Genomic DNA, 23,516 nt, shown 5'->3' on the forward strand with positions numbered 1-23,516 from the left:
AACGGCATCCTTTGCTGCCACTGAGATATTTGAATATTTAGATAATTGTTCTGGCAGCAAAGATACAGTGGACGACCCGACCCCCGCCACCTCTTGGTTGTATTTAAAGAGAAATATTATGGCGGGGGACGTGCCCAAAAAATCGTTATTATTGAAATTATGGCACTATTATTATTGACGGATCTTATTGGCTTTATATATTATGTTTAAGTATTTTCGCTAATAATTGTTAAAAAAAACTATCTTTAATCTGATATAAAATACTTTATAATCCCATAATTTGGTAAAAATACAGTTAAATCCAGAACATTTTACAGGCGCTAATGCAGCTCACTATCAATTATTTGAGTCTGCGTTATATGATGGTTTTTGCTACTGTGAAAAGTTTCATTTTAACGAATTTCATTTTAGTGAAAAATTTAAAATTCGACTTGGTTACGAGGCAACTTCCGCACTTGAACTGGGAGATATTTTCACGTTTGATGATATTGCAATTTTTCTTGATATGCTTTCGGTCAAGGATGAAAACGCAGAAATAGCACAGACAAAGGACTTGAAGGTTTTAATTAAATCTGGCGCTTTTGTTTGGATGCAGTGTCAGGTATATTCAGCACCGAGCAATGATGAAAATTTGCACTTACTATTCGCAGGTTTTAGAGACATTCAGCGCTCAAAAGTTTCTGAAATTGATGAAATTATTAGATACCAAAGGACTGATGAAATTCTAAATGCAGCCTCGGTGGGAACTTGGCAATATCATTTAAAGACCGGTGAAAAAATTTGGAGCAACCACTTATCTGAAATAATTGGCTACACCGTTTCAGAAATCGAAGATCCAAAAAGTGATTTTTGGCTAGCCTTTTCAAGCAAGGGAGAGGGCGCTAAATTGCAGCAACTTTTTGACGATCATATTGATAATAAACTACCAGATGTCCGATACGAGATTCGGTTAAAACATAAATTTGGCCATTATATTTGGATAATTATTGTTGGAAAAGTTATTAGTTTTTCTCAGGAGCAAGAAGCAGAATGGTTGGGCGGAATAGTTTATGACATTACTCAGAGGAAAAATAGAGAAGAAAACTCTCTAAAATATGAAGATTTGATTCCGCAGGTGAACAAAGCTGCTCAAATTGGAATTTGGGAGGTAGATTTGGCAACCAATGAAGTTTATTTTAGCGACGAATTAAAGAAAATTTATGGCATTCCACTTTCTTTTGAACCTTCTTACGAGTACAGCATTGAATTTATAAATGAGGGTGAAAACCGGCAGAAAATGCTTGATGCAGTATCTGGTGCAATTGAGCGTGGTATTAATTATGACATTGAAGTTGAAGCTACTAACAGAAAAGGTGAGAATGTTTGGATACGCGCTAGAGGATTTTCGGAATTTATTGCAGGTAAGTGCACTCGATTTTATGGTTTTTTACAAGATATAACTGAGAGAAAAATCGCAAATAGAGAACTTGCGCTAAAGGATGAATTATTTAAGAAGACATTTTTTTATGCACCTTTCGGCATGGCAATCACAGATTTAGAGGGAAAAATCTCCCAATCAAATAGTGATCTATGTACAATTTTTGGCTATAATAAACTTGAAATGATCGGTAGGCGACTTAGGGAATTTTCGTTTCCTGAGGATAAAAATGTTACAAATGGACTGATTGCGTCATTACTGAATCGAAAATGCGAAAGTTTTAAGGTAGATAAACGATATATCCATAAAAGTGGTTCGATAATTTGGGCACAAGTATCGGTGTCTGCAATAAAAAATGAGGTAGGAAAGATTACCAATTTTGTTGCACAGATACAAGATATTTCAGAAAGGAAAAGAGACGAGCTGCTTTTAATAAACTATAAAGCTCTCTTGGAACGCTCTAATTACGTAGCAAAAATTGGTTCATGGGAGATTGATGTTGAGGACGGTACTGTAAGTTGGAGTGCGTCTCTGCGTAGTATTATAAACACTCGAGAAGACAGTGCACCTACGTTTGAAAATTCTGTTGAGCATCTAATTGCGGATGAGGATAAAGAGCTCATTAATCATACAATTAAAAATGCGCTAGCATTAGGTAAAAACTTCGACATTCAAGTAAGAGTAAAGGATTTTCACGGAGTCTATAAGTGGGTTCGTATGGTTGGAATTTCAGAATATTATGATGGCAAATGTCAACGGTTGTACGGATTAATACAGGATATCAATGACCTAAAGCAAGCTCAACATGATAGTGCTGCTAAAGAAGAGTTATGGCGGACCACTTTTAATTACGCAAATGCTGGTATAGCTTTAATAAATTTTGATGGACAACCCTATAAAGTAAATCAGAGTATTTGCGAAATTTTTGGATATACAATTCAAGAAATGCAGAATGTGAGAATTAAAGATCTATCTCTGCCCGAAGACCTCCAAGATAACATTATTAGAATGAAGGAGCTTATAAGTGGTACTACCACACATTTTAATACAGAAATGCGCTTTTTTCATAAAGATAAACATATCATTTGGACAAATGTTACAGTATCTGCTGTACGAAACGATTATGACCATTTTACACATATGGTAGCTCAAGTGATAGATATCACCAAATCAAAAACCAATGAATTACTTTTAAAGAAATATAAAGAAATTCTTGATCGATCCAATGAGGTCGCAAAAATTGGATCTTGGGAATATAACCCTAGAACCCTACTGCTACTTTTGAGCAAAAATCTTCATTCTCTATTAGGTACAAATGAGAATGGTACCTCATATGGGTGCGGACTTTTGAATGATTTTATTTTTGAAGATGATCAAAAACATATAAATAAGTTAATTGGTGAAGCCCTAAAAGAAGGCAATAATTTTGATATTGAGCTCGAACTAAAAACATCTTCTGGTCTGCGATGGATGCGGATAATCGCAATCTCTAATTTTGAAAATGGTAGTTGTAATTTATTGCATGGACTAGTGCAGGATATACATGAAATTAAACTTGCTCAGATGGAAATTCAGCTTAGAGAGCAAGAATTTCGTCAGAGTTTTTGGTATGCTTCCACGGGTATGGCTTTAGTAGATCTCGAAGGTCGGATAGTTCGAGCAAATCCATCTCTATGCGAAACATTGGGTTATACAATGCAGGAGCTAATAGAAATCGACAAAGTGTTCCTTTCAAATTCCGACGATGCCGAGATTACGACTCTTTTGATTGAAGAGCTCGCAAGTGGCAAACGCGATAGTTTTGAGCAGGAAAAAAGATATTATCATAAGAATAAAAATATAATTTGGGCAATTTTGTCGATGTCTGCTGTTAAAAGTGACAAAGGCGAAACCACGCATTATGTAGTCTTAGTGACTGATATAACAGACAAGAAAATGTTAACAGAAAGTTTAAAGGAACATAACAATCGGCTGCAAAATTATGCGCATATTGTGTCGCACAATTTAAGATCTCACACAGGAAATTTGATGATGTTATTAGAATTAAGTGAAATTGACAACGAACAGAAGATCAATCAGGAATTATTTGAACATATGAAGTCAGCGGCAACTAATATGAGTGAAACTGTCTCTCATTTGAGTGAAATTGTTGAAATTCAAAATTTAATAAAAAACACTCTTGTAGCACAAAATTTACAAAAACGGGTTAAGAGGGCCTTAGAGAATGTACAAGCTACAATCAGTCAGATAAATGGTAAAATTATAATCAACGTCAGTGAAGATTTGATGGTTTATGCTATTCCGTCTTATCTTGATAGCATTTTATTAAATATATTAACGAATGCAATTAAATACCGATCAAATGAGCGACCTTTAATTATTAAAATAGTGGCGGAACGAATAAATGGTCGTACTAATCTGAATTTTATTGATAATGGTTTAGGAATTGACCTTGAAAAATGTGGTTCGAAGATTTTTGGAATGTATAAAACTTTTCACGAGCATAAAGACGCTCGGGGAATTGGTTTGTTTATGACGAAAAATCAGTTAGAAGCTATGGACGGCGGTATATCCGTTCAAAGTAAACCCGATGTGGGAAGTACATTCACAATTTATTTCAAAAATGAAAACAATTAATACAATTTGCATTATTGATGATGATCCAATCTTTAGATTCGGGACAAAAAAGTTAATGGAAAAAGTGCAGGCATCTCTCAATTTTCTAATTTATAAAAATGGAAAAGAAGCATTTGAAGACATAATTTATAAATTAAAGTCAAATACGAATATTCCGGATGTAATTTTACTCGATTTGAATATGCCAATTATGGATGGATGGCAGTTTCTGGATGAATTTGCAACTATTGCAAATACCGAGAGAATTCCGATCTATATCGTCAGCTCTTCAGTGGATAGTCGCGATATTGAGAAAGCTAAGAATTATGAAATTGTAAATGATTATATCATAAAACCATTTTCATTGTCGGTCATACATGATCTTTTACTTGAATTGCAGCGCAATATTGACTAATCCATTATAAAAATGAAATCCTTTTAATCCTATTGCATTAAAAAATAAACAGATTTAAGCAGTGCAAAATTTCTTGGCCACATTGAAATACCACTTCCCATCACATTTTTAGTGATTTGTAGCGATAGATTTATCAATTTTTAAAAAAAAATGCTGTTCGGAATATTAACTCAGAGATTGCTATTCTCCTGATTTTAAATTTTCTAAAATTACGCGCATTTAGATGCATAAAAAGACTAGAAATTCTAGTCTTTTAAATTTTCCTCTTACCATCGAAGTTTAAAGATTAGGAGCCACTTCCATTATAGCTTCCGGATCGTGTTTGTGCTTAAACATTATCGCAAATGCTATAGCTATTATTAGTGAGTAGATGGCGAAAGAAAGCCAAATAGAGTGCCAATCCTTCATCAAAATAGGATTGTCAAATGCGCCATTTGCTGCGATTTGAGTTCCTTGTTCTTTGATAAAGTTCAATAAAGTTGAATTGGTTGCTTCGGTTTCCAAAAAGCCCGCAATTTCTGAAGTATTTGTAAAGGTTTTGGTGAAATATTTATCAATTGCCCATCCAGAGGTAAAACTTCCTAGGACAGCACCAAAACCATTAGTCATCATCATAAACAATCCTTGAGCAGAGGAACGATTCTTTGCATCGGTTGTAGTTTCGATAAATAATGAACCTGAAATATTAAAAAAGTCAAAAGCCATCCCGTACACTATGCAAGACATAACAATCATCCATAATCCATCGGTTGGATTTCCATAGGCAAAGAAGCCAAATCTCAAAACCCAGGCCAGCATACTAATTAGCATTACCTGTTTAATTCCAAAGCGCTTTAGAAAAAAGGGAATCGCTAATATAAAAAGCGTTTCAGAAATTTGAGAAATCGACATGATTATGGTCGAATATTCTACCACAAATGAAGATGCATATTTTGGAAAAAATTTAAATTCGTCAAGAAAAACATCGCCGTAAGCATTCGTTAATTGCAAAGCTCCACCCAAAAACATAGAGAAAATAAAGAAAAGCAGCATTTTATAATCTGCAAAAAGCTTGAATGCGCCAAGACCAAGAGTTTCTGACCATGAAGAATCTTCTTTGGTCAGATTTTGCGGTTTGCAGGCTGGAAGAGTTAGTGAATAGAGACCTAAAAGTAAAGCAGAAACTCCTGCAATATAAAATTGAAATTCCGTCGCTTTACTGCCTGTTAAGTTTGTAAGCCACATTGCTGCTATAAATCCTATGGTACCCCAAACCCGTATTGGGGGGAAATTTTTTACAACATCTTTCCCACTATTTTTTAAAACCGTGTAAGATATTGAGTTACTTAACGCAATGGTTGGCATATAAAAGCACATTGCCAACAGCATAATATATACAAAGTCTGTAGGGTTATCTACTTGTGGAATATAAAATAAAACTGCTGCATATAAAATATGTAGTCCTGCATAAAGTTTTTCGGCATTAACCCATCTATCGGCAATAATTCCGGTGATTGTCGGCATAAATAGCGACGCGATTCCCATAGTACCGAAAACCAATCCAAATTGTGTTCCCTCCCAACCTTTTGTTCCAAACCAACAATTTGCAATAGTTATAAGCCATGCTCCCCAGACAAAAAATTGGAGGAAACTCATCGAGATTAACCGATTCTTTATATTCATTATGTTTCAGGTATTATAAAAAGAAGTTTTGTGGATGCAAATTTACTTATAATATGGAAGTTAGCGTTTTTTATTATATAATTTCACTCACAAGTTCTAGAACAATTTCAAATTGTTCAGAAATAGTTAGATATGAATTATCAATTTCGACCGCATCATCCGCTTTTACTAATGGTGAATCATCTCTATGAGTATCTATATAATCTCTTTCCTCCACATTTTGCAAAACCTCATCAAAAGTTATATCTGGATTTTTAGAAACTAATTCTTCATATCTGCGCTGCGCACGTGTAGATGCAGAAGCAGTCATAAATATCTTTAGTTCGGCTTCTGGAAAAACTACCGTTCCAATATCTCGGCCGTCCATCACAATTCCGCTTTCTGTGCCCATCTCTTGTTGTTGCTGCACAAGCATTGCTCTAACTTCAGAAATTTCGGCAACTCGACTCACAAAACTTGAAACCTCTATAGTCCTTATTTGCTGCTCGACGTTTTCGTCATTCAGAAACATTTCGGCGAAAGCCAAATTTTGATTGTACTTAAATTGCAGTTTGATTGAATTTAAAGATTGAATCAGAAGATCTTTATCGAAGAAATCTTTGGAAATGTATCCATGCTGCATGGCAAAATATGCTACTGCACGGTACATAGCCCCAGTATCGACGTAAATATATCCAAGATGATTTGCCAATTGTTTGGCCAAAGTGCTCTTTCCAGTAGACGAAAAGCCGTCAATTGCTATAATAATTTTTTTTGTCAAAACTTATTCTTGAAAGTTAATAGTAAGGCCAAATAAACTTGTATTCGCTGCTAAAGTATACCTTGAATACGAATAGTCGAATTTTATCTTATTAAATTTTAATCCAAACCCAACCGAAATACCTGAAAAATTTCTTTGCTCTAATAATTTAAGTTCTTCGGCACGCCTAAAATTGTATCCAACTCTTAAGTTAAAGCCTTTGGTTGGAAAAAGCTCAGCGCCTACAATGACGTGACGAAGCGCGTTATTAAAAAATGATACCTTCTCTTCTACAGCACCACCATCAATCGTACCTTCGGCTCTTGCGGGATTGCTAAAAGCTATATTCCACTGTTGTAAATTTTCTAATGTAAGATGCCATCTTATTGGTACATTCTCAAGTTCCTGAGAAATTCCAGCCATAATTTCGAGTGGTAATTTTTCTTGTGTTCCGGAGTAGGTTGTAAACTGAGTTCCGATATTGCGAATAACCAAACCATAGTTAATGTCATTATCTTGATCGATATAAAGTGCACCCAAATCGATAGCTCCTCCGTAAGAATTATAACTTTCTAAAGTAGACGCAATTAATTTCGCGGAAGCGCCCAAATACAATTCAGAATAAGGGACATTGTACGCATATCCAAAAGATAGCGCAATTTCTGAACCTGTGAATTCACTGGTGGCTATTCCATTTTCGTCACGGCCATCGAAGGTACCATAATTGACATAATTGACCCCGGCTTGGAAAGTTTGCACGCGTCGGTCATAGGTGTAGGCATAGGATGCAGTTCCGTAAGAAACTTCACCAAAATAGCTTCCATAATTTAGAGCTAGATGATTGTCCATATCCGCATTAATAGTGGCTGGATTATAATGCGCCTGATTGACATCATTATCGTATATGGTAATGGTTTTACCACCTAAAGCTGCTTGTCGTGGAGAGGTAACTAGATTGAGAAATTCGTATACGTGCTTTCCTCCAATCTGCGCGTAAGAAGCAGAAAAAAACAAAATCAAGAAACAAGAAAAAAACAGTTTATACATCTTTAAAATTCAACTTCTATTATGCATAACGCAAATAATAGGGCAATATTTTTATGTCGCAATTTAAAACAATTTTCACTGCGAACGCAAAAAAAAACCGGCAACATTGTTACCGGTTTCTATATGTGCTGCTTATAGATTTAAGAGAGTATTTTTGCGTGTTTTACTTTCTCATCAGTTAATGCATAATTTATAACTTCTTTCATTTCAGAAACATAGTGAAATGTAAGTCCCTCAAGATATTTTGGGTTAATCTCATCAATATCGCGTTGATTTTCTTTACAAAGTATAATCTCCTTAATATTAGCGCGTTTTGCGGCCAGAATTTTTTCTTTTATTCCGCCTACAGGCAGTACTTTACCTCTTAAGGTAATTTCGCCAGTCATTGCGAGATGTTTTTTTACTTTGGTTTGCGTATACAATGATACTAATGATGTTAACATCGCGATACCCGCACTTGGACCATCTTTGGGTGTTGCGCCCTCCGGCACGTGAATATGTACGTTGTAATTGGATACTACTTCTGAGCTAATTTCAAACATTTCGGCGTTGGCTTTAATATATTCTAAAGCAATTGTCGCTGATTCTTTCATCACTGTACCAAGATTTCCGGTCATGGTCATGGTTCCTTTCCCTTTGGACAATAATGATTCTATAAATAAAATATCACCTCCTACAGAAGTCCACGCTAATCCTGTTACCACTCCTGCCACTTGATTGTTTTCATACTTATCCCGAGTCATTTTTGGTGCCCCCAGTGCTTGATTTATATCTTCGTCAGAAATCTTTTCGTTATACGGCTCGTCCATCGCAATGGATTTGGCAGAATTTCGAATTACTTGAGCAATTTTTGATTCCAATCCTCTAACTCCAGATTCTCTTGTATATCCAACAACAATTTTCTCTAATTCTTTTTTAGATATGCTTAATTGTTTTGAATCTAAACCGTGCTCTTTTAATTGTTTAGGGAAAAGGTGCTTGCGCGCAATCTCAACCTTTTCTTCGATGGTATATCCAGTCATGGTAATTATTTCCATACGATCACGAAGAGCAGGCTGCACAGCGTTAATACTATTTGAAGTCGCAATAAACATTACTTTAGACAAGTCAAAACCCATTTCTAAGAAGTTGTCGTAAAATTCGTTATTTTGCTCGGGATCCAAAACTTCTAACAAAGCCGAAGAAGGATCTCCCTGATTACCCGATGCTAGTTTGTCAATTTCATCTAAAACAAAAACAGGATTTGCCGTTCCAGCTTTCTTTAGACTTTGAATAATTCGACCTGGCATTGCACCGATATACGTTTTTCTATGACCTCTAATTTCTGCTTCATCTCTCAATCCTCCTAATGAAATTCGAACATACTCTCTACCTAACGCTTCAGCGATTGATTTTCCGATTGAGGTTTTTCCGACTCCTGGAGGTCCTGTAAGGCATATAATTGGCGATTTCATATCATTGCGAAGTTTTAAAACAGCAAGATGTTCAATCATTCTCTTTTTTACTTCTTCAAGGCCAAAATGATCTCGATCTAATATTTTTTGCGCACGCTTTAGGTCAAAATTATCTTTAGAATATGTCCCCCAAGGAAGGTCTAAAAGAAGTTCAAGGTAATTGCGTTGTGTGCCAAAATCAGGAGCTTGCGGATTCATTCGTTGTAATTTTGATAACTCTTTATCAAAACTCTTCTGAGTTGTTTCATTCCACTTCTTAAGTTTGGCCTTGCGACGCATTTCCTCAATCTCTTCGTCATGAGAAACTCCTCCAAGCTCTTCTTGAATGGTTTTCATTTGTTGATGAAGAAAATATTCTCGCTGCTGTTGATCTAAATCGAATCGTACTTTTGACTGGATGTCATTCTTCAATTCTAGTTTTTGAAGTTCGACATTCATAAACCGTAGTGTTTCAAGAGCGCGGTCTTTTAGACTATTAATCGCCAAAAGATTCTGCTTCTCTTCTACAGTCAAATTCATATTTGACGACACAAAGTTTATTAGAAATGATTTGCTTTCAATATTTCGAATAGCGAAAGTTGCTTCGGTTGGAATATTTGGACTTTCCTTGATAATTTCTATAGCAAGTTCCTTCACCGACTCGACAATGGCACTAAATTCTGAGTCATCATCCTTTGGGCGAGTTTCCTCTACCTCTTTTACGGTTCCTATCATATACGGCTGTTCTGTGACGATAGAATCAATCTCAAAACGCTTCTTTCCTTGTAGAATAACCGTGATGTTTCCGTCAGGCATTTTTAAAACTCTTAGAATTTTAGCTACTGTCCCGACCATGTGAATATCAGCAGCAGCCGGATCCTCGTCATCTTCATTTCTCTGAGCAACTACTCCAATAATCTTTGATCCTTCATTGGCGTCATTAATAAGTTTAATCGATTTATCGCGACCAGCTGATATAGGAATAACTACACCTGGAAAAAGTACCGTATTTCGCAAGGGCAAAATCGGAAGAGTTTCAGGTAGCGCTTCGCTATTCATTTGGGCTTCATCCTCTGGGGTAAGAAGTGGAATTAAATCAGCTTCTGAATCTATTTCTTGTAGTGACAAATTGTCAAGAGTAATTATTTTTTGTTGAGACATATTTTTATTAGGTCATTTTGTCATTAATAGTATAAGGAATGTTCGCTTTCCAGTGAGCTATAGACTATATAGTTCTCAAAGTCAGTAAATAAACAGGGTATTACGTTCTTCCTAATTGTAGGTAGACAAGCACTATGCCATAAAAATGCCCCGAACAGAATTACACTATAAGGGGCATTTTAAATAATTAAGATTTAGAAAAAACTCGTATTACTATAGATTAGCTTTAAACTGTCCTGCAGTAATTGTATAAGTTACACCGGCGATATTTACCACGCCCGAGAATGTTGCTTTAATGTTGGTAGCAGTTTTAACCGTAATTTTAACTTGACCTGCAGTTGCTTTGTTCACGTTCACCCCTTTTTTTAATTTGATTTGAACCTTATCCTCAGCACCACCAGCCGTAATATTATAAGTTCCAACGGGAGTATTCGCCTTTATATTGATTGTAATTTCATCTCCTTCGTCATTGACTGCTTTATACGAATCAAATGACACATTATTAATTGAAGTTGGACCATATAGTACAAAATCATCCACCGCTAAGAAATTTTCACCATTAATTTTTGCAAAGAAATTTTCGAAAACAACTCCAGGTCCACCTCCATTATCAACAGGAATATCTCCAGTATACGGTATAGCAGTAAAGATTCCGTTAGTAAATTCTTTAGTACTTAATGCTTCATCAGATACAAAATCGCTTTCATAGCCAGTAAAATGAAATGTTCCAGAAACAGTTTTTGCAATAGTATCTATTTCGGCAAGAATTAACTCACCATTTGGAGCGAAAGGATCAGCAGGATTAATATGGAAAAATGCGGTAGTGCTACCTAACATCGAATACTGTCCTAAGGCTGATGGTCCAAATTGATAAGTTCCAACTGTGTAACCAATTGTTGTTATTTGAACAGCATTCCCTAGTGAATTTACTGAAGAAATAGTAAAACCAGTGCTGTGAGCCATTGCTTGATTAGAAAAACCTACGAAAGTCTGTCCATCAAAATCAACTTTAAAATTTCCATTAGTGACAGGATCTACTGGACCAGTGGTACCGCCATCGCCAATTACCCCTGCACCTAATGGCTCAACATCCGAGCATGAGTTTAAAGTGAAAACAGCAAACAATATATAAATTGAATAAAGTAGGTTTAGTTTTTTCATTGTTAGATTAAAGTTAAATTTTTCAAATATAATTAATTTAGTTTGGCGAATAAAACGAGATTGCATTTTTTTTCGAATATATTCGTAAATGGTTCAACATAATGACCCCCACTATAAAAAATAAGGCTAAAAATAGTATCGCAAGACGCGGACTACCAGTGATTTGGTCAATTACTCCATAAATGCACATTCCTATTACAATTCCGATTTTTTCTGCTACATCATAAAAACTGAAATACGACGCAGTATCTTGTGTTTCCGGTAACAATTTTGAATAAGTTGACCTAGATAATGACTGAATTCCTCCCATCACTAGACCTACAAATCCTGCCGTAAGGTAAAAATGAAAAGGAGTTGTAACAAAGTATGCTCCTAAGCAGATGGCAACCCAAATACTATTTATAAGAATTAATGTTCTAATGTTTCCAATTTTAGATGACAATAATGAAGTGATCTGCGCTCCTACAACGGCCACCAATTGAATGACCAAAATGCTAATAATCAAACCAGATGTTTTTTGCGAATCATCTTTCCACGAAATTTCTTGCTCTCCAAAATAGGTAGCTACCAACATTACCGTTTGTACCGCCATACTGTAAATAAAAAAACTACTTAAATATTTTTTAAGTATCGGATTAGTGCTCAGCGATATCCAAACTTTTTTTAGCTCTTTAAATCCGCCAAAAATCAGCGATTTGTTTGCAATGTAGCCTACCTTTCTCTGACCCTTAGGCAAGTAATAAAACGTGTATTGGCTAAAAACTATCCACCAAACACCCACCATTATAAAAGAAAGTTTCATTGCAGAAAGTGCTGCTTCGTTTGACTCAGCCGTCATTACCATAGCAAGATTTATTAAAAGTAGCACGACACTTCCAAGGTATCCAATTGAATAACCTTTGGCGGAAGCCGCATCTTGCTGATCTGGAAACGCAATATCGGGCAGGTAAGAATTATAAAAGACTAAACTCCCCCAAAATCCAATAAGCGCTAAAAAGTAAAATAAAAGGCCAATATAAATATTTTCGAGGCTAAACCAATAAAGACCTATACAAGACGATGCTCCTAGATAGCAGAAAAATTTCAGGAATAATTTCTTATTACCTGCATAATCGGCAATACCAGATAGTAAGGGCGAAAGAATTGCAACAACTAAAAATGCTGCAGCAGTAACAAAGCTAATTAAGGCAGTACTCTTAAAATTTGACCCGAAAGCTTCTATATATAAGGTACCCTTTAATTTAAATAGCGCACCGTAATATATAGGAAAGATCGATGAAGCAATAACAAGTGTATAAACTGAATTTGCCCAATCATAAAAAGCCCACGCGTTGATTAACTTTTTACTTCCTTTAGGTAAGTTTTGCATCGATAAATAATTAGAAAAAAAAAGCTGCTCATTTTGAGCAGCTTCGAAGGTAGTATTTTTTTCTAATTATTGAAGACAACACCAAATTTCTTTGCAGTCGCTTTCGCTTCGGGAATTAAAGCTTTAATTTTTGCAATTCTAGTTGCATCGCTAGGGTGCGTACTTAAAAATTCAGGTGGTGCATTTCCGCCAGAATTCGCAGACATTCTTTCCCAGAAAGCTACTGCATTATCTGGATTATAACCTGCAATTGCCATTAATGTCAATCCTATCATATCAGCTTCAGATTCATGACTTCGCCCAAAAGGTAGCATCACTCCAACTTGCGAACCTAAACCATAATATTGTTGCCACATTTGCTGTTGTTCCTCGCTCTTACCACCTGTTGCAAGACCTACTCCTACTGCTCCTAATTGCTGCAATTGTGAAGCACTCATTCTCTGTGCTCCGTGATTTGCTAAGGCATGTGCTACTTCGTGCCCCATGACAGTTGCAAGACCTGATTCATTTTTTGTAATTGGTAAGATTCCAGTATATACCACGATTTTCCCACCGGGCATGCAAAAAGCATTTACAGCTTTATCTTCCACCAATTTGTATTCCCACTTGTAACCTTCCAGATAATTATCGTATCCCAATGATTTCAAATAACGCTCACTTGCATTTTTTATTTTTGTACCAACATTCTCAACATTTTTCGCATCATTCGAGCCTCTAACTACTTTATGTTCTGTGAGAAATTGATCATACTGCTGAAATGAGCTCGGGAATAATTGCTCATTGCTAACAAAATTTAAATTATTTTTTCCTGTAAAAGGATTCTTTGTCGTGCACGAAACTGCAATAACTAATGCAAGTATCGACGGTAATAAAATTTTTGTTTTCATATGGCTGATTTTAAGTTTCAAAAATACAATTGATTTTGGTAGGAATTTTATATGAATTTAGAAAAATGTTTTATAATCTTCTCCTAACCAATAATTGTTCCTTTAATTTAATCTTAAGAGTTTGATGTCAAATTAATGCAGACCTTTGTTTGAATATAAATTTCAGAATACTATGAGCAGTAAGAATAAACAGGAAATTAAAAACATAGCCGCTTCACAAGTTCCCAAAAATATTTTGAGAACCTCTAAAACGCTACAGTTTTTGTCTCCTAAACTTGCGTCTCTTTTTGCGTCTAAGATTTTTACAACTCCGGTCAAACATAAGCTTCCAAATCGGGAAGTTGCGATGTATAAGGATGCAAAAAAAACTCCTCTGCTGATTCCAGAAATTAAGAAAGAAGTTGTTGTTTATGAATACGGTAATGATTCGCACACACAAAAAAAGATATTGTTAGTTCATGGCTGGTCCGGTCGAGGCACTCAGCTTTTCAAATTTGCCGATGCATTTGTTGCTCAAGGCTTTTCGGTTATTAGTTTTGACGCGCCTGGTCATGGCGATGCGAAGGCAAATACCGCCATACTAACAGATTTTATCGCTTCCATTTTATTTATACAAAAACAATACGGACCCTTTGAGGTTGCGGTTGGACACTCATTGGGTGGAATGGCAATGCTAAATTCTGTACCTAGAGGATTAGTGGTTTCAAAAATGGCGGTAATTGGAAGTGCTGATGTGGTGAAAGATGTGATAGATGAATTTATCGCTGCCATTGGTCTCAAGGGAAAAATTGCCAATATAATGGAAAAGTTGTTCGAAAAGAGAACCAACACTCCAATGGCCGAATACTCTTCTTATATTTCTGCTCAAAAGATTTCAATTCCTGTTCTAGTAATTCATGACGAGGATGATGCCGAAGTTTCGATTGACTGTGCATATAACATAAATGAAAATTTACTAAATGGTGACCTTTATATCACCAAAGGTCTAGGACATCGCAAAATTCTTGGAAGTGCAGATGTTATTAATAAAGCTGTCGATTTCCTAAAATAAGGAATTCTAGTTCAATTCTGTATTTTATAAAAGTTCTTTAAGTGAAATTTACATTACTTAAGGTTAATATAAAATAATAGTGGTTGCGAATTTCATTCTGTAATTTTACAATTGAATAAATAAATCGCATCACATTCATACAAATTCATCATGAAAAACATATTTTTAATAGCAATTCTATTTGTGCTTTTTTCCTGCAAAGGGCAGTCAAATAGTGAAGCTACTCCCACGAAGAACTACAAAATAAACAAATCTGAAGGGGAGTGGAAAAAGTCATTGACCGCGGAAGAATATGAAGTTCTTCGAAAGAAAGGGACAGAAAGAGCCCACGCTGGCGAATATGTCAACACCTTCGAAAAGGGGAGATATGTTTGCGCAGCCTGCAACAATTTAATCTTTAATTCCGATACAAAATTTAGATCTGATTGCGGCTGGCCTTCATTTGATCAGGCTATCAAAGGTTCAGTGATTTATAAGGATGACAATAGTTTTATGATGGAACGAACTGAAGTTCTGTGTTCAAAATGCGGCGGACATTTAGGACACGTCTTCGATGATGGTCCCATGGAAACTACCGGAAAACGGTATTGCATGAATTCAGTAGCAATGAAATTTATACCTGAGAATAAGTAGGGCATAATTTTATAATTAATAATTTTCAAATTAATATCGAATGAAATATAATATAGAGAAAACAGAACAGGAATGGCTTGCCGAATTAGGTCCAGAAAAATATAGAGTTCTACGGCAGAAAGGTACGGAAGCACCTCATTCTGGAAAATACAATCTTCATTTTGATCAGGGACAATATTGCTGTGCCGCATGCGGGCAAGCACTTTTCGCTGATGATTCTAAATTTAATTCCAGTTGCGGATGGCCCTCTTTTGACAATGCTTTGCCAGGCACAATCGAATACATCAAGGATACCACTTACGGTATGTTGAGAACTGAAGTTGTTTGCTCCAATTGTGGAAGTCATTTAGGACATGTTTTTGACGATGGACCCACCGATACTAAGCAGCGTTACTGCATCAACTCTTTATCTGTAGATTTTAAAGAACGTTAATTTGCAATGAATCCATAAATTAATGTCCTCAAAACTAGGCTAATGACCATTAATGAAAAAGTAGACGAAGACAGTAGATAAATTAATTTTGTAAGCTTCCATGCAAATTATGTAAGAAAATGAATCGTCGGATTTTCCATCTTTACCGAAACCAAAAACAACTATATTATGAACGGATTTTTCAAAACAATATTGGCCGGGTGGGGAGCTAAAAAATTAGGCGGTGGTTGCATCGGTACTATAATAGTATTTATTATAATTTATTGGCTATTAGGAATGTTCTAAAATACAATGACTGCTTTTTAAGCAGTCATTTTTTTTATAAGCTTTCTCAACACTGAAAGATTTAACTTTACAGCATTGCAATAAAAATAGAGATATTAAAGTGACTTGATGTAAAGTACACTGTTTTTATCTTGTTGGATTGTTACATACATTAAAAATTATTAACATATTTTGCTTCGCAAACTTCCTTGCGTTGCTGATTACTACTTTGACGCTACAATTAGCCAATAGCAAGACAATCGATTGAAAACGTATGAATTTTTCGAATTTCAAAGTAAAACATTTGCTGGTTCATAGTCATTTAATATGGAATCTCTAAATGGTTCATTTGCTACTGCAACTTATAGTAGATCCTTTCTTTACATGGAAATTCTATAAACTTTCTACAACAATAGGTAAGTGACCTTCCCCATGATTGTGCTAATTTTAAAAAAAATAAAATACTACTATTATGAACAATCAAAACAGCAATCAATCTAAGGGAAATCGCTCAGCAAACCACCGAGCAGGTGACAATCCTAGAAGTGATACTCAGAAACATCAATACTCTGATTATAACGAAGAGCAGACTAATGATGAATTATTCAAAGGTGGAAAACCTAAAGTAGATATGGACTTTAGAGACAAAGCAGATAATCTCGCGGATGAAGAAGAAAATAAGAAATAGAAATTTTAGGGAAATTTAGATCGTCAAGGTACTACTATGCACGTTCTAAATTTCCCTTAATTATTTTTTCAATTTCCTACCAAATTAATAAATGCTGCTTTGCCCAATTTTAGATTTACCCGTTAAAATATGTACACGATTAATTCCACTTCAAACAAGACAAGTTCGATTATAAGCGAAGTTATCACCGATTTAAAATCTTTAAGTCAAAATAATAACTTCTCTAAACAACAATTAGCCTCCATTTCAGAAAAAATTGAAAAATTAATTTCTGTTTTAGATAACACGACCATTTCGGATAGTCATGAATTTCAAAAATTATTTAATGCGAAAAATAAAATTATCGAATTATCAAATTCTTTAGTTGAAAATTTAGAAAGAGGTGATGATTTAGAAGCTTCAAATACTAAAGCGATACTTGCTGTTTGGATAGATAATTTTTTGTTGCATAATGAATTAATTCAATTTAAGTTTAATGAAATTGTACAGAAGGATTCACTTGACAACCATAGTTATAAAGATCACAATAATTCAGATTTAATTCATCAACAGGACGATAATTTAGATTTTTCTGACAGCATACAAGGAACTATCAGTAAGGCAGCAGCTGAGAGCTTTAAACAGAAATTACCCTCATATCTTGCGCAACTTCCCTTGGGTATATGTATCGCAACCGGTGAAGATTTAGTCTTCCAATTCGCTAATGAAAAGTATTTAGAGATTATTGATAAAGATATCAGTATTATTGGCAAAAAAGTTTCTGATACGTTAATAGATATTGATTCCCAATTAATTTTTAATGCCATCAAAAACGTTTATGATACGGGAGAAGTGTATATCGCAAACGAAGTTTTAGTAAAACTTGAAAGATACGGTCAATTTAAAAATGCTTATTTTGATCTCGTTTGCGAACCTCTTCGAGAATTAGACAACAGTATTTCAGGGGTTGTGGTTATTTGTACAGAAGTTACAGAAATTGCATCTTCACGCAGAGCATTAGAAGAAAGTGAACTCAAATTTCGTCAAATCATAGATAGATCTCCTGTTGCAAAAACAATATTAAGAGGACCTGAATTTAAGGTTGAATTAGCTAATAAAAGAATGTTGGATTTTTTCTGGAGAAGGACTCTTGAGGAAGTACAAGGTAGACCGTTTCTAGAACTTTTTCCCGAACTAGAGAGTCAAGTTTTTCCTCAACGACTTCTGCAAGTCTATTCTACCGGTATCGCACATAGTGAAAATAATGCTTTGGCATATGTAGATTCGTCCGATGGAAGAAAGGAATATATTTTTGATTACGAATATGCGCCTTTATTAGATGAAAATAAAAAAGTTGATGGAATATTGATTTCAGCTTATGATGTAACTGATAGAGTTAGATCTGAACAGGCGCTTAAGGTTAGCGAGGACAGATTTAAATCTATTGCATCGGTAATGCAGCAATTTATTTGGACAGCAACTCCAAAAGGTCAGCTCGACTATTTTAACGAGGCAATCTATGAGTTTTCTGGCAAGACTGAGGAAGATTTACTTACCAATGGTTGGCTTAGCATCGTTCATCCAGATGACAGGGATGAGAATATTAAATTGTGGCTTCAATCAATTAATACCGGTAAAGATTTTATATTTGAACATCGCTTCAGAAAATCAAATGGAGATTATAGATGGCAATTATCGCGAGCAGTAGCTCAACGCGATGATCAAGGTACTATATTGCAATGGGTAGGTACAAGTACTGATATACATGACCAAATTAAATTTCAAGAAACATTAGAAGATCTTGTAGATGCAAGAACAAAGGATCTTAGTATATTAAATATTGAATTACAAAGTTCTAATCAAGATTTAGAATCGTTTGCATATATATCAAGCCACGATTTACAAGAACCTCTGCGAAAAATTCAGACCTTTATCAATATAATTTTAGATTCAGATTACGAGAATTTAAGCGACCGAGGCAAATCATATTTCTTACGAGTAGAAAGTGCAGCTGCTAGAATGAAAAACCTTATTACAGATTTGCTGACTTATTCTCGCACTAGTGCCGTGGACAAAGATTTTGAAAAAGTAAATCTTCAAGAATTATTGGAAGAAATTGAAGGAGATTTTATTGAAACTTTAGAGGACAAAAATGGAAATATTACCGTGGAGTCGATGCCAATAGTTAGTGGAGTTTCGTTCCAACTCAGCCAATTATTTGTAAATCTTATTTCAAACTCAATTAAATTTGCGCGGGATGGTGTGCCTCCTCAAATTAAAATTTCTAGTAAAATTCTTAGCGGTAGTGAAATAAATATCCCAAACCTATACACGAATCAGAAATATGTTGAAATAACGTTGCAAGATAATGGAATCGGCTTTAGTCAAGAATATGCTTCCAAAATTTTCGAAGTATTTCAAAGACTACACGCGAAAGGAACATATGATGGAACTGGAATAGGCTTGGCCATCTGTAAGAAAATTGTGGATAAACATCATGGATTAATAGCTGCTAGTTCTGTTCCTGGAGAAGGCGCAACCTTTACAATATTATTACCATTAGAGTTATAAAAACAAGAGCAGTAGGCACTACTGCTCTCCGTTTTTAAGTCTGTCGAATAATAGTTCTAAATTTACCGTGGCAAAACTTGAGCTATAATCAGATAGTCCGTAAGGAATTATCAACTCACCGTTGTGAATTATACTGCCACAAGAATAAACCACATTTGGCACATATCCTTCGCGCTCTTCGGTATTTGGAATAATTAAGGGTTCAGAGAGCCTCCCAATTTCAATCTCCGGATTGTGCAAATCTAATAGACTTGCGCCAATACTATAACGACGCATCGGACCCACGGCGTGCGTCATTATCAGCCATCCGTCTTTTGTCTCAATTGGCGAACCGCAATTTCCTAATTGTACAAATTCAAAGGGTAACTTGGGTTGTTGTATCAAAATTGGGTTTTCCCAATTATGGATGCTATCAGAATACATTATATAGTTATTGTAGCCATCTACGCGCGAAAGCATGACATATTTTCCATTAATTTTCCTCGGAAATAGAGCTAAATTCTTATTCTGTGCCCCTTTACCATGCAATGGGCTGGTTTTAAAATGGTAAAAATCTGAAGTTTTTAAAAGTTTTGGCATTATATATTGTCCATCAAATGCGGTGTAAGTTGCATAGTAAACACAACTGCCATTATCCAATGTAAATTTCACAAATCGCGCATCTTCAATTCCTTTGCTCTCCAAGTCCGAAATTGGAAATATTACCCGATCGCTAATATCAGTATCCTTCGAAAATGTAATATTTCTATAACTGTCGGACAATGCTAAAATTAAATTATATTGTTTTAAAGTTCTTGCATCTGTAGTTTCAGCCTTTTTTTCAATAATTATTGCTTTCAATTGAGGATAATCAAATTCATCACCCAACCGCTCGTCAACGGCCTTCAAAAAATCTTTATTAATTCCTTCATCTTGAGCCTTTCGTATAAACAGTCTCTTCTGATAAACCCCATTTCGAATCTTTTCTGCCTCATCCACATACTTTCCTGCAGGCAAGACCGTAATATTATTATACCTATCTATTAGCGCACGCCTAAACACTACCGACGACACGTGCCCTTCACCTACTGCTCTAAAGCTAATAATCACCCGCAATTGTCCTCGCTCCAGATTGCTCTGATCGATATCTTCGACAATTGATGGATTGAAAAAAGCTGCCGATTCAATTGAATATTCATGTGTAAAATAGGAACCAAGCAGCAATCTGCTATACTCATCCAACTTTTCTGGATCGTAGCCGGCAAGCCTTATCTGATGCTCCACTTTTTTGCAATGTTTCTCTAGTTTTTGAGTAATATTTCGGTGTCTTTTTGAAAAGTCCTGTAATATTGGCGAAATTAATTTAAAAATTTCCTCCTTAGAAAGTTCCATCACCTGCTTTATCAGCTGTACCGCTCGCTCCTCACCATTAAAGAAGAATTTTGCTATTACTCTGGTGGAATCAGGAGAAATTTTAACCTCTTTTCTTTCAATTATTAATCTCATAAATACTGTAATTAGGCTAAATTAGTTTTGCAATACTAGTAAAAATACAAATTGAATACCAACATCAAAATTTTTTAACGGATCATTCTCAATTGTCTTATAGGAATAATAATTATTTTTTATGCAAGTCCGAAGCCAGATCCTTTTCGTAAAAGTTGAAATTATCGTTTGGCTTTGGCCGGGCTATCTGCTCCCAATCTTTCTTACAGCTTGTGCTCCGTAAAGCCAAAACAAGGATTTCTACTTCAAATGAAGTTCACTGAACTCCTTTGCCAAATAAAATTTTAGTGATGTATTCACTCTCGCAGAATCCTCATTGAGACGAGCTAGTTATTAAATACGAGATACACCTAAAAAGAGTTTGAAAGTAATTTTTCATTCAAAATATTAACTTCACTCCCATCTTTTTTAATAAATAAAATCTCTACTAATAAAAAACTCCGCTAATTGCGGAGTTTATATTTTAGTAATCTAATAAGCTTTTTAATTCTTCTTCAAATCTGTCCTTAGGCAAATATTGATCTTCCAATGCTTTGGTGAATGGAATTGGTGTTTCGATACTCGCTACCCTTTTTACAGGAGCATCTAAATACTCAAAACAATTTTCCATAATCATCGCGGATAAATCAGAGGCAATGCCGCCAAACATACTATCTTCTTGCAGAATAATTACTTTGCCTGTTTTTTTAACCGATACATAAATCGTCTCTGTATCCAAGGGTTGCAAAGTTCTAAGATCAATTAAATCTGCCGAAATAGCACCTATTTTGTCTAAAGTTTCAATTGCCCAATGCACAGCGGCACCAAAAGAGACAACAGTAACATCAGATCCCGCACGCAAAATCGCCGCTTTTCCTAATGGAAGTGTATAATAATCGGTTGGTACGTCTTGCTTAATACTTCGGTATAATTGCTTATGTTCAAAAAACATCACAGGGTTTGGATCCTCGATAGAAGCATTCAGCAACCCTTTTGCGTCATATGGAAAAGCTGGATACACTACCTTAAGTCCTGGTGTTTTGGTAAACCAAGCTTCGTTTGTTTGTGAGTGGAAAGGTCCTGCTTGAGTACCGCCTCCGCAAGGCATTCTCACCACTACGTCAGCCTTTTCATTCCAACGGTAATGATTTTTTGCTAGATAATTTACGATTGGATTGAAGCCAGAAGACACAAAATCAGCAAACTGCATTTCCATTATTGCTTTATAGCCATTTATCGAAAGTCCCATCGCTGTAGACACCACCGCACTTTCGCAAATTGGCGTATTGCGAACTCTTCCCTTACCAAATTCTTCTACAAAACCTTCGGTAATTTTAAAGGCACCACCATATTCGGCAATGTCTTGACCCATAATTACAAGTTTATCATATTTTTGCATTGATTGTCTCAAAGCCGCAGTAATTGCATCAATAAAACGAATATTTTCAACTTCGTCAGAAGGCTTGGTTTCTTGAAAATTAAAAGGCTTATAAACATCTGCCAATTCTGCTTCCATCGACGCTACAATTGGAGCTTCGGTATTGGCAGTAAGCAAATTGTCTTCAATTTCTTTTTTAATTTCAGAACGCCACTGCGCATCAATTTCTTCGCTTAAAATGTTTTCTGAAACTAGGTATTTCCTAAAATTTTCTACCGGATCTTTAATAGCCCACATATCCATTAATTCCTGAGGAACATATTTGGTACCACTCGCCTCTTCGTGTCCGCGCATTCTGAAAGTTTTAAACTCAATTAATACAGGACGCGGATTTTCACGCATAGATTTGGCTATAGCCGAAATCTTATTATAAACTTCCACAATATTATTCCCGTCAATTATATGAGCTTCCATTCCATAACCTATGCCTTTATCAGCAAGATTCTCACAACGATATTGCTCATTTGTGGGAGTGGAAAGTCCGTAACCATTATTTTCGATCACAAACAAAACGGGCAAATCCCATACAGAAGCTATATTTAGTGCCTCGTGAAAATCGCCTTCACTTGTAGCACCTTCTCCTGTAAATACAGCAGTAATTTTTCCGTTATCGCTAAGTTTATCTGCTAGCGCAATTCCGTCGGCAACTCCAAGTTGAGGACCAAGGTGCGAAATCATTCCAACTATTTTATATTCTTGTGTACCAAAATGAAATGAACGATCACGACCTTTGGTAAAGCCATTTGCTTTTCCTTGCCATTGTGAGAAAAGTCTGTACAATGGTATATCTCTTGTCGTAAATACACCTAAGTTTCGGTGCATCGGTAAGATGTACTCATCTTTTTGCAATGCGGCGGTAACTCCCACTGCGATAGCTTCTTGGCCAATTCCAGAAAACCATTTTGATACTTTACCTTGTCTAATTAATTTTAACATCTTTTCTTCAATCAGACGCGGTTTAATTATTTTTTTGTACAAATCTAATAACTGATCATTGCTAAGATTACCTCTTTCAAAATTCATTATTTGCCTAAAATTTAGTTGGTTTAAAACAGTCCAAAAGTAATTAAAATTTAGATGAGACATTC

The 23,516-nt window shown here is 35.4% G+C and carries 16 protein-coding genes; 7 read left to right on the forward strand and 9 right to left on the reverse strand.

Annotated features, from left to right (window positions below; translation table 11 throughout):
• Nucleotides 1-280: 280 nt before the first annotated feature.
• Complete coding sequence (locus SBO79_RS12060; protein ID WP_318640645.1) at nt 281-4,054, forward strand: PAS domain S-box protein; 3,774 nt, start codon at nt 281-283, stop codon at nt 4,052-4,054.
• Entirely contained in the window at nt 4,041-4,448 is a 408-nt protein-coding gene (locus SBO79_RS12065; protein WP_318640646.1) for a response regulator, read from the forward strand. Before SBO79_RS12060 ends, SBO79_RS12065 begins: the two co-directional genes overlap by 14 nt.
• 279 nt (nt 4,449-4,727) lie before the next feature.
• On the opposite strand, the gene SBO79_RS12070 is transcribed toward SBO79_RS12065, so the two are convergent.
• The 7 genes from SBO79_RS12070 to SBO79_RS12100 all read right to left on the reverse strand — a co-directional run bounded on the left by SBO79_RS12070 (nt 4,728) and on the right by SBO79_RS12100 (nt 13,907).
• On the reverse strand, nt 4,728-6,110 hold the full coding sequence (locus tag SBO79_RS12070) for a nucleoside permease (RefSeq protein WP_318640647.1): 1,383 nt from the start codon (nt 6,108-6,110) through the stop codon (nt 4,728-4,730).
• 73 nt (nt 6,111-6,183) lie between these two features.
• Nucleotides 6,184-6,870, reverse strand: coding sequence for a (d)CMP kinase (gene cmk / locus SBO79_RS12075; RefSeq protein ID WP_318640648.1), 687 nt, complete (start codon nt 6,868-6,870; stop codon nt 6,184-6,186).
• A 3-nt stretch (nt 6,871-6,873) separates the two neighbouring features.
• Complete coding sequence (gene porQ, locus SBO79_RS12080; protein WP_318640649.1) at nt 6,874-7,896, reverse strand: type IX secretion system protein PorQ; 1,023 nt, start codon at nt 7,894-7,896, stop codon at nt 6,874-6,876.
• Between the two features lie 140 nt (nt 7,897-8,036).
• On the reverse strand, nt 8,037-10,490 hold the full coding sequence (gene lon, locus SBO79_RS12085; RefSeq protein WP_318640650.1) for an endopeptidase La: 2,454 nt from the start codon (nt 10,488-10,490) through the stop codon (nt 8,037-8,039).
• Nucleotides 10,491-10,703: 213 nt separating this feature from the next.
• A complete protein-coding gene (locus SBO79_RS12090) occupies nt 10,704-11,651 on the reverse strand; it encodes a DUF6252 domain-containing protein (protein WP_318640651.1) in 948 nt (315 codons plus the stop codon).
• A 37-nt stretch (nt 11,652-11,688) separates the two neighbouring features.
• Nucleotides 11,689-13,020, reverse strand: coding sequence for an MFS transporter (locus SBO79_RS12095; RefSeq protein WP_318640652.1), 1,332 nt, complete (start codon nt 13,018-13,020; stop codon nt 11,689-11,691).
• Between the two features lie 62 nt (nt 13,021-13,082).
• Nucleotides 13,083-13,907 (reverse strand): M48 family metallopeptidase, encoded by an 825-nt coding sequence (locus tag SBO79_RS12100; protein WP_318640653.1) that lies wholly within the window; start codon nt 13,905-13,907, stop codon nt 13,083-13,085.
• 172 nt (nt 13,908-14,079) lie between these two features.
• On the opposite strand from SBO79_RS12100, the gene SBO79_RS12105 reads away from it, so the two are divergent.
• The 5 genes from SBO79_RS12105 (at nt 14,080) to SBO79_RS12125 (ending at nt 19,526) form a co-directional block, all read left to right on the forward strand.
• Nucleotides 14,080-14,958, forward strand: coding sequence for an alpha/beta fold hydrolase (locus SBO79_RS12105; protein ID WP_318640654.1), 879 nt, complete (start codon nt 14,080-14,082; stop codon nt 14,956-14,958).
• Nucleotides 14,959-15,108: 150 nt separating this feature from the next.
• On the forward strand, nt 15,109-15,591 hold the full coding sequence (gene msrB, locus SBO79_RS12110) for a peptide-methionine (R)-S-oxide reductase MsrB (protein ID WP_318640655.1): 483 nt from the start codon (nt 15,109-15,111) through the stop codon (nt 15,589-15,591).
• Nucleotides 15,592-15,631: 40 nt separating this feature from the next.
• The gene (gene msrB, locus SBO79_RS12115) at nt 15,632-16,024 is read left to right on the forward strand and encodes a peptide-methionine (R)-S-oxide reductase MsrB (protein WP_318640656.1); all 393 of its coding nucleotides are present in this window, start codon (nt 15,632-15,634) and stop codon (nt 16,022-16,024) included.
• Between the two features lie 736 nt (nt 16,025-16,760).
• Nucleotides 16,761-16,976: a hypothetical protein gene (locus SBO79_RS12120; RefSeq protein WP_318640657.1), complete on the forward strand. Its 216-nt coding sequence runs from the start codon at nt 16,761-16,763 to the stop codon at nt 16,974-16,976.
• Nucleotides 16,977-17,105: 129 nt separating this feature from the next.
• The gene (locus SBO79_RS12125) at nt 17,106-19,526 is read left to right on the forward strand and encodes a PAS domain-containing sensor histidine kinase (protein ID WP_318640658.1); all 2,421 of its coding nucleotides are present in this window, start codon (nt 17,106-17,108) and stop codon (nt 19,524-19,526) included.
• A gap of 18 nt (nt 19,527-19,544) precedes the next feature.
• Here the strand turns inward: SBO79_RS12125 and SBO79_RS12130 are convergent, their stop codons facing one another.
• Nucleotides 19,545-21,011 carry a glycoside hydrolase family 130 protein gene (locus tag SBO79_RS12130; RefSeq protein ID WP_318640659.1) on the reverse strand — a complete coding sequence of 489 codons (1,467 nt, stop codon included), beginning with the start codon at nt 21,009-21,011 and terminating at the stop codon, nt 19,545-19,547.
• Between the two features lie 463 nt (nt 21,012-21,474).
• Nucleotides 21,475-23,451, reverse strand: a complete 1,977-nt coding sequence (locus SBO79_RS12135) for an alpha-ketoacid dehydrogenase subunit alpha/beta (protein ID WP_318640660.1) — start codon at nt 23,449-23,451, stop codon at nt 21,475-21,477.
• Nucleotides 23,452-23,516: the final 65 nt, after the last annotated feature.

The sequence above is a fragment of the Flavobacterium ardleyense genome (assembly GCF_033547075.1).
Lineage (GTDB): Bacteria > Bacteroidota > Bacteroidia > Flavobacteriales > Flavobacteriaceae > Flavobacterium > Flavobacterium ardleyense_A.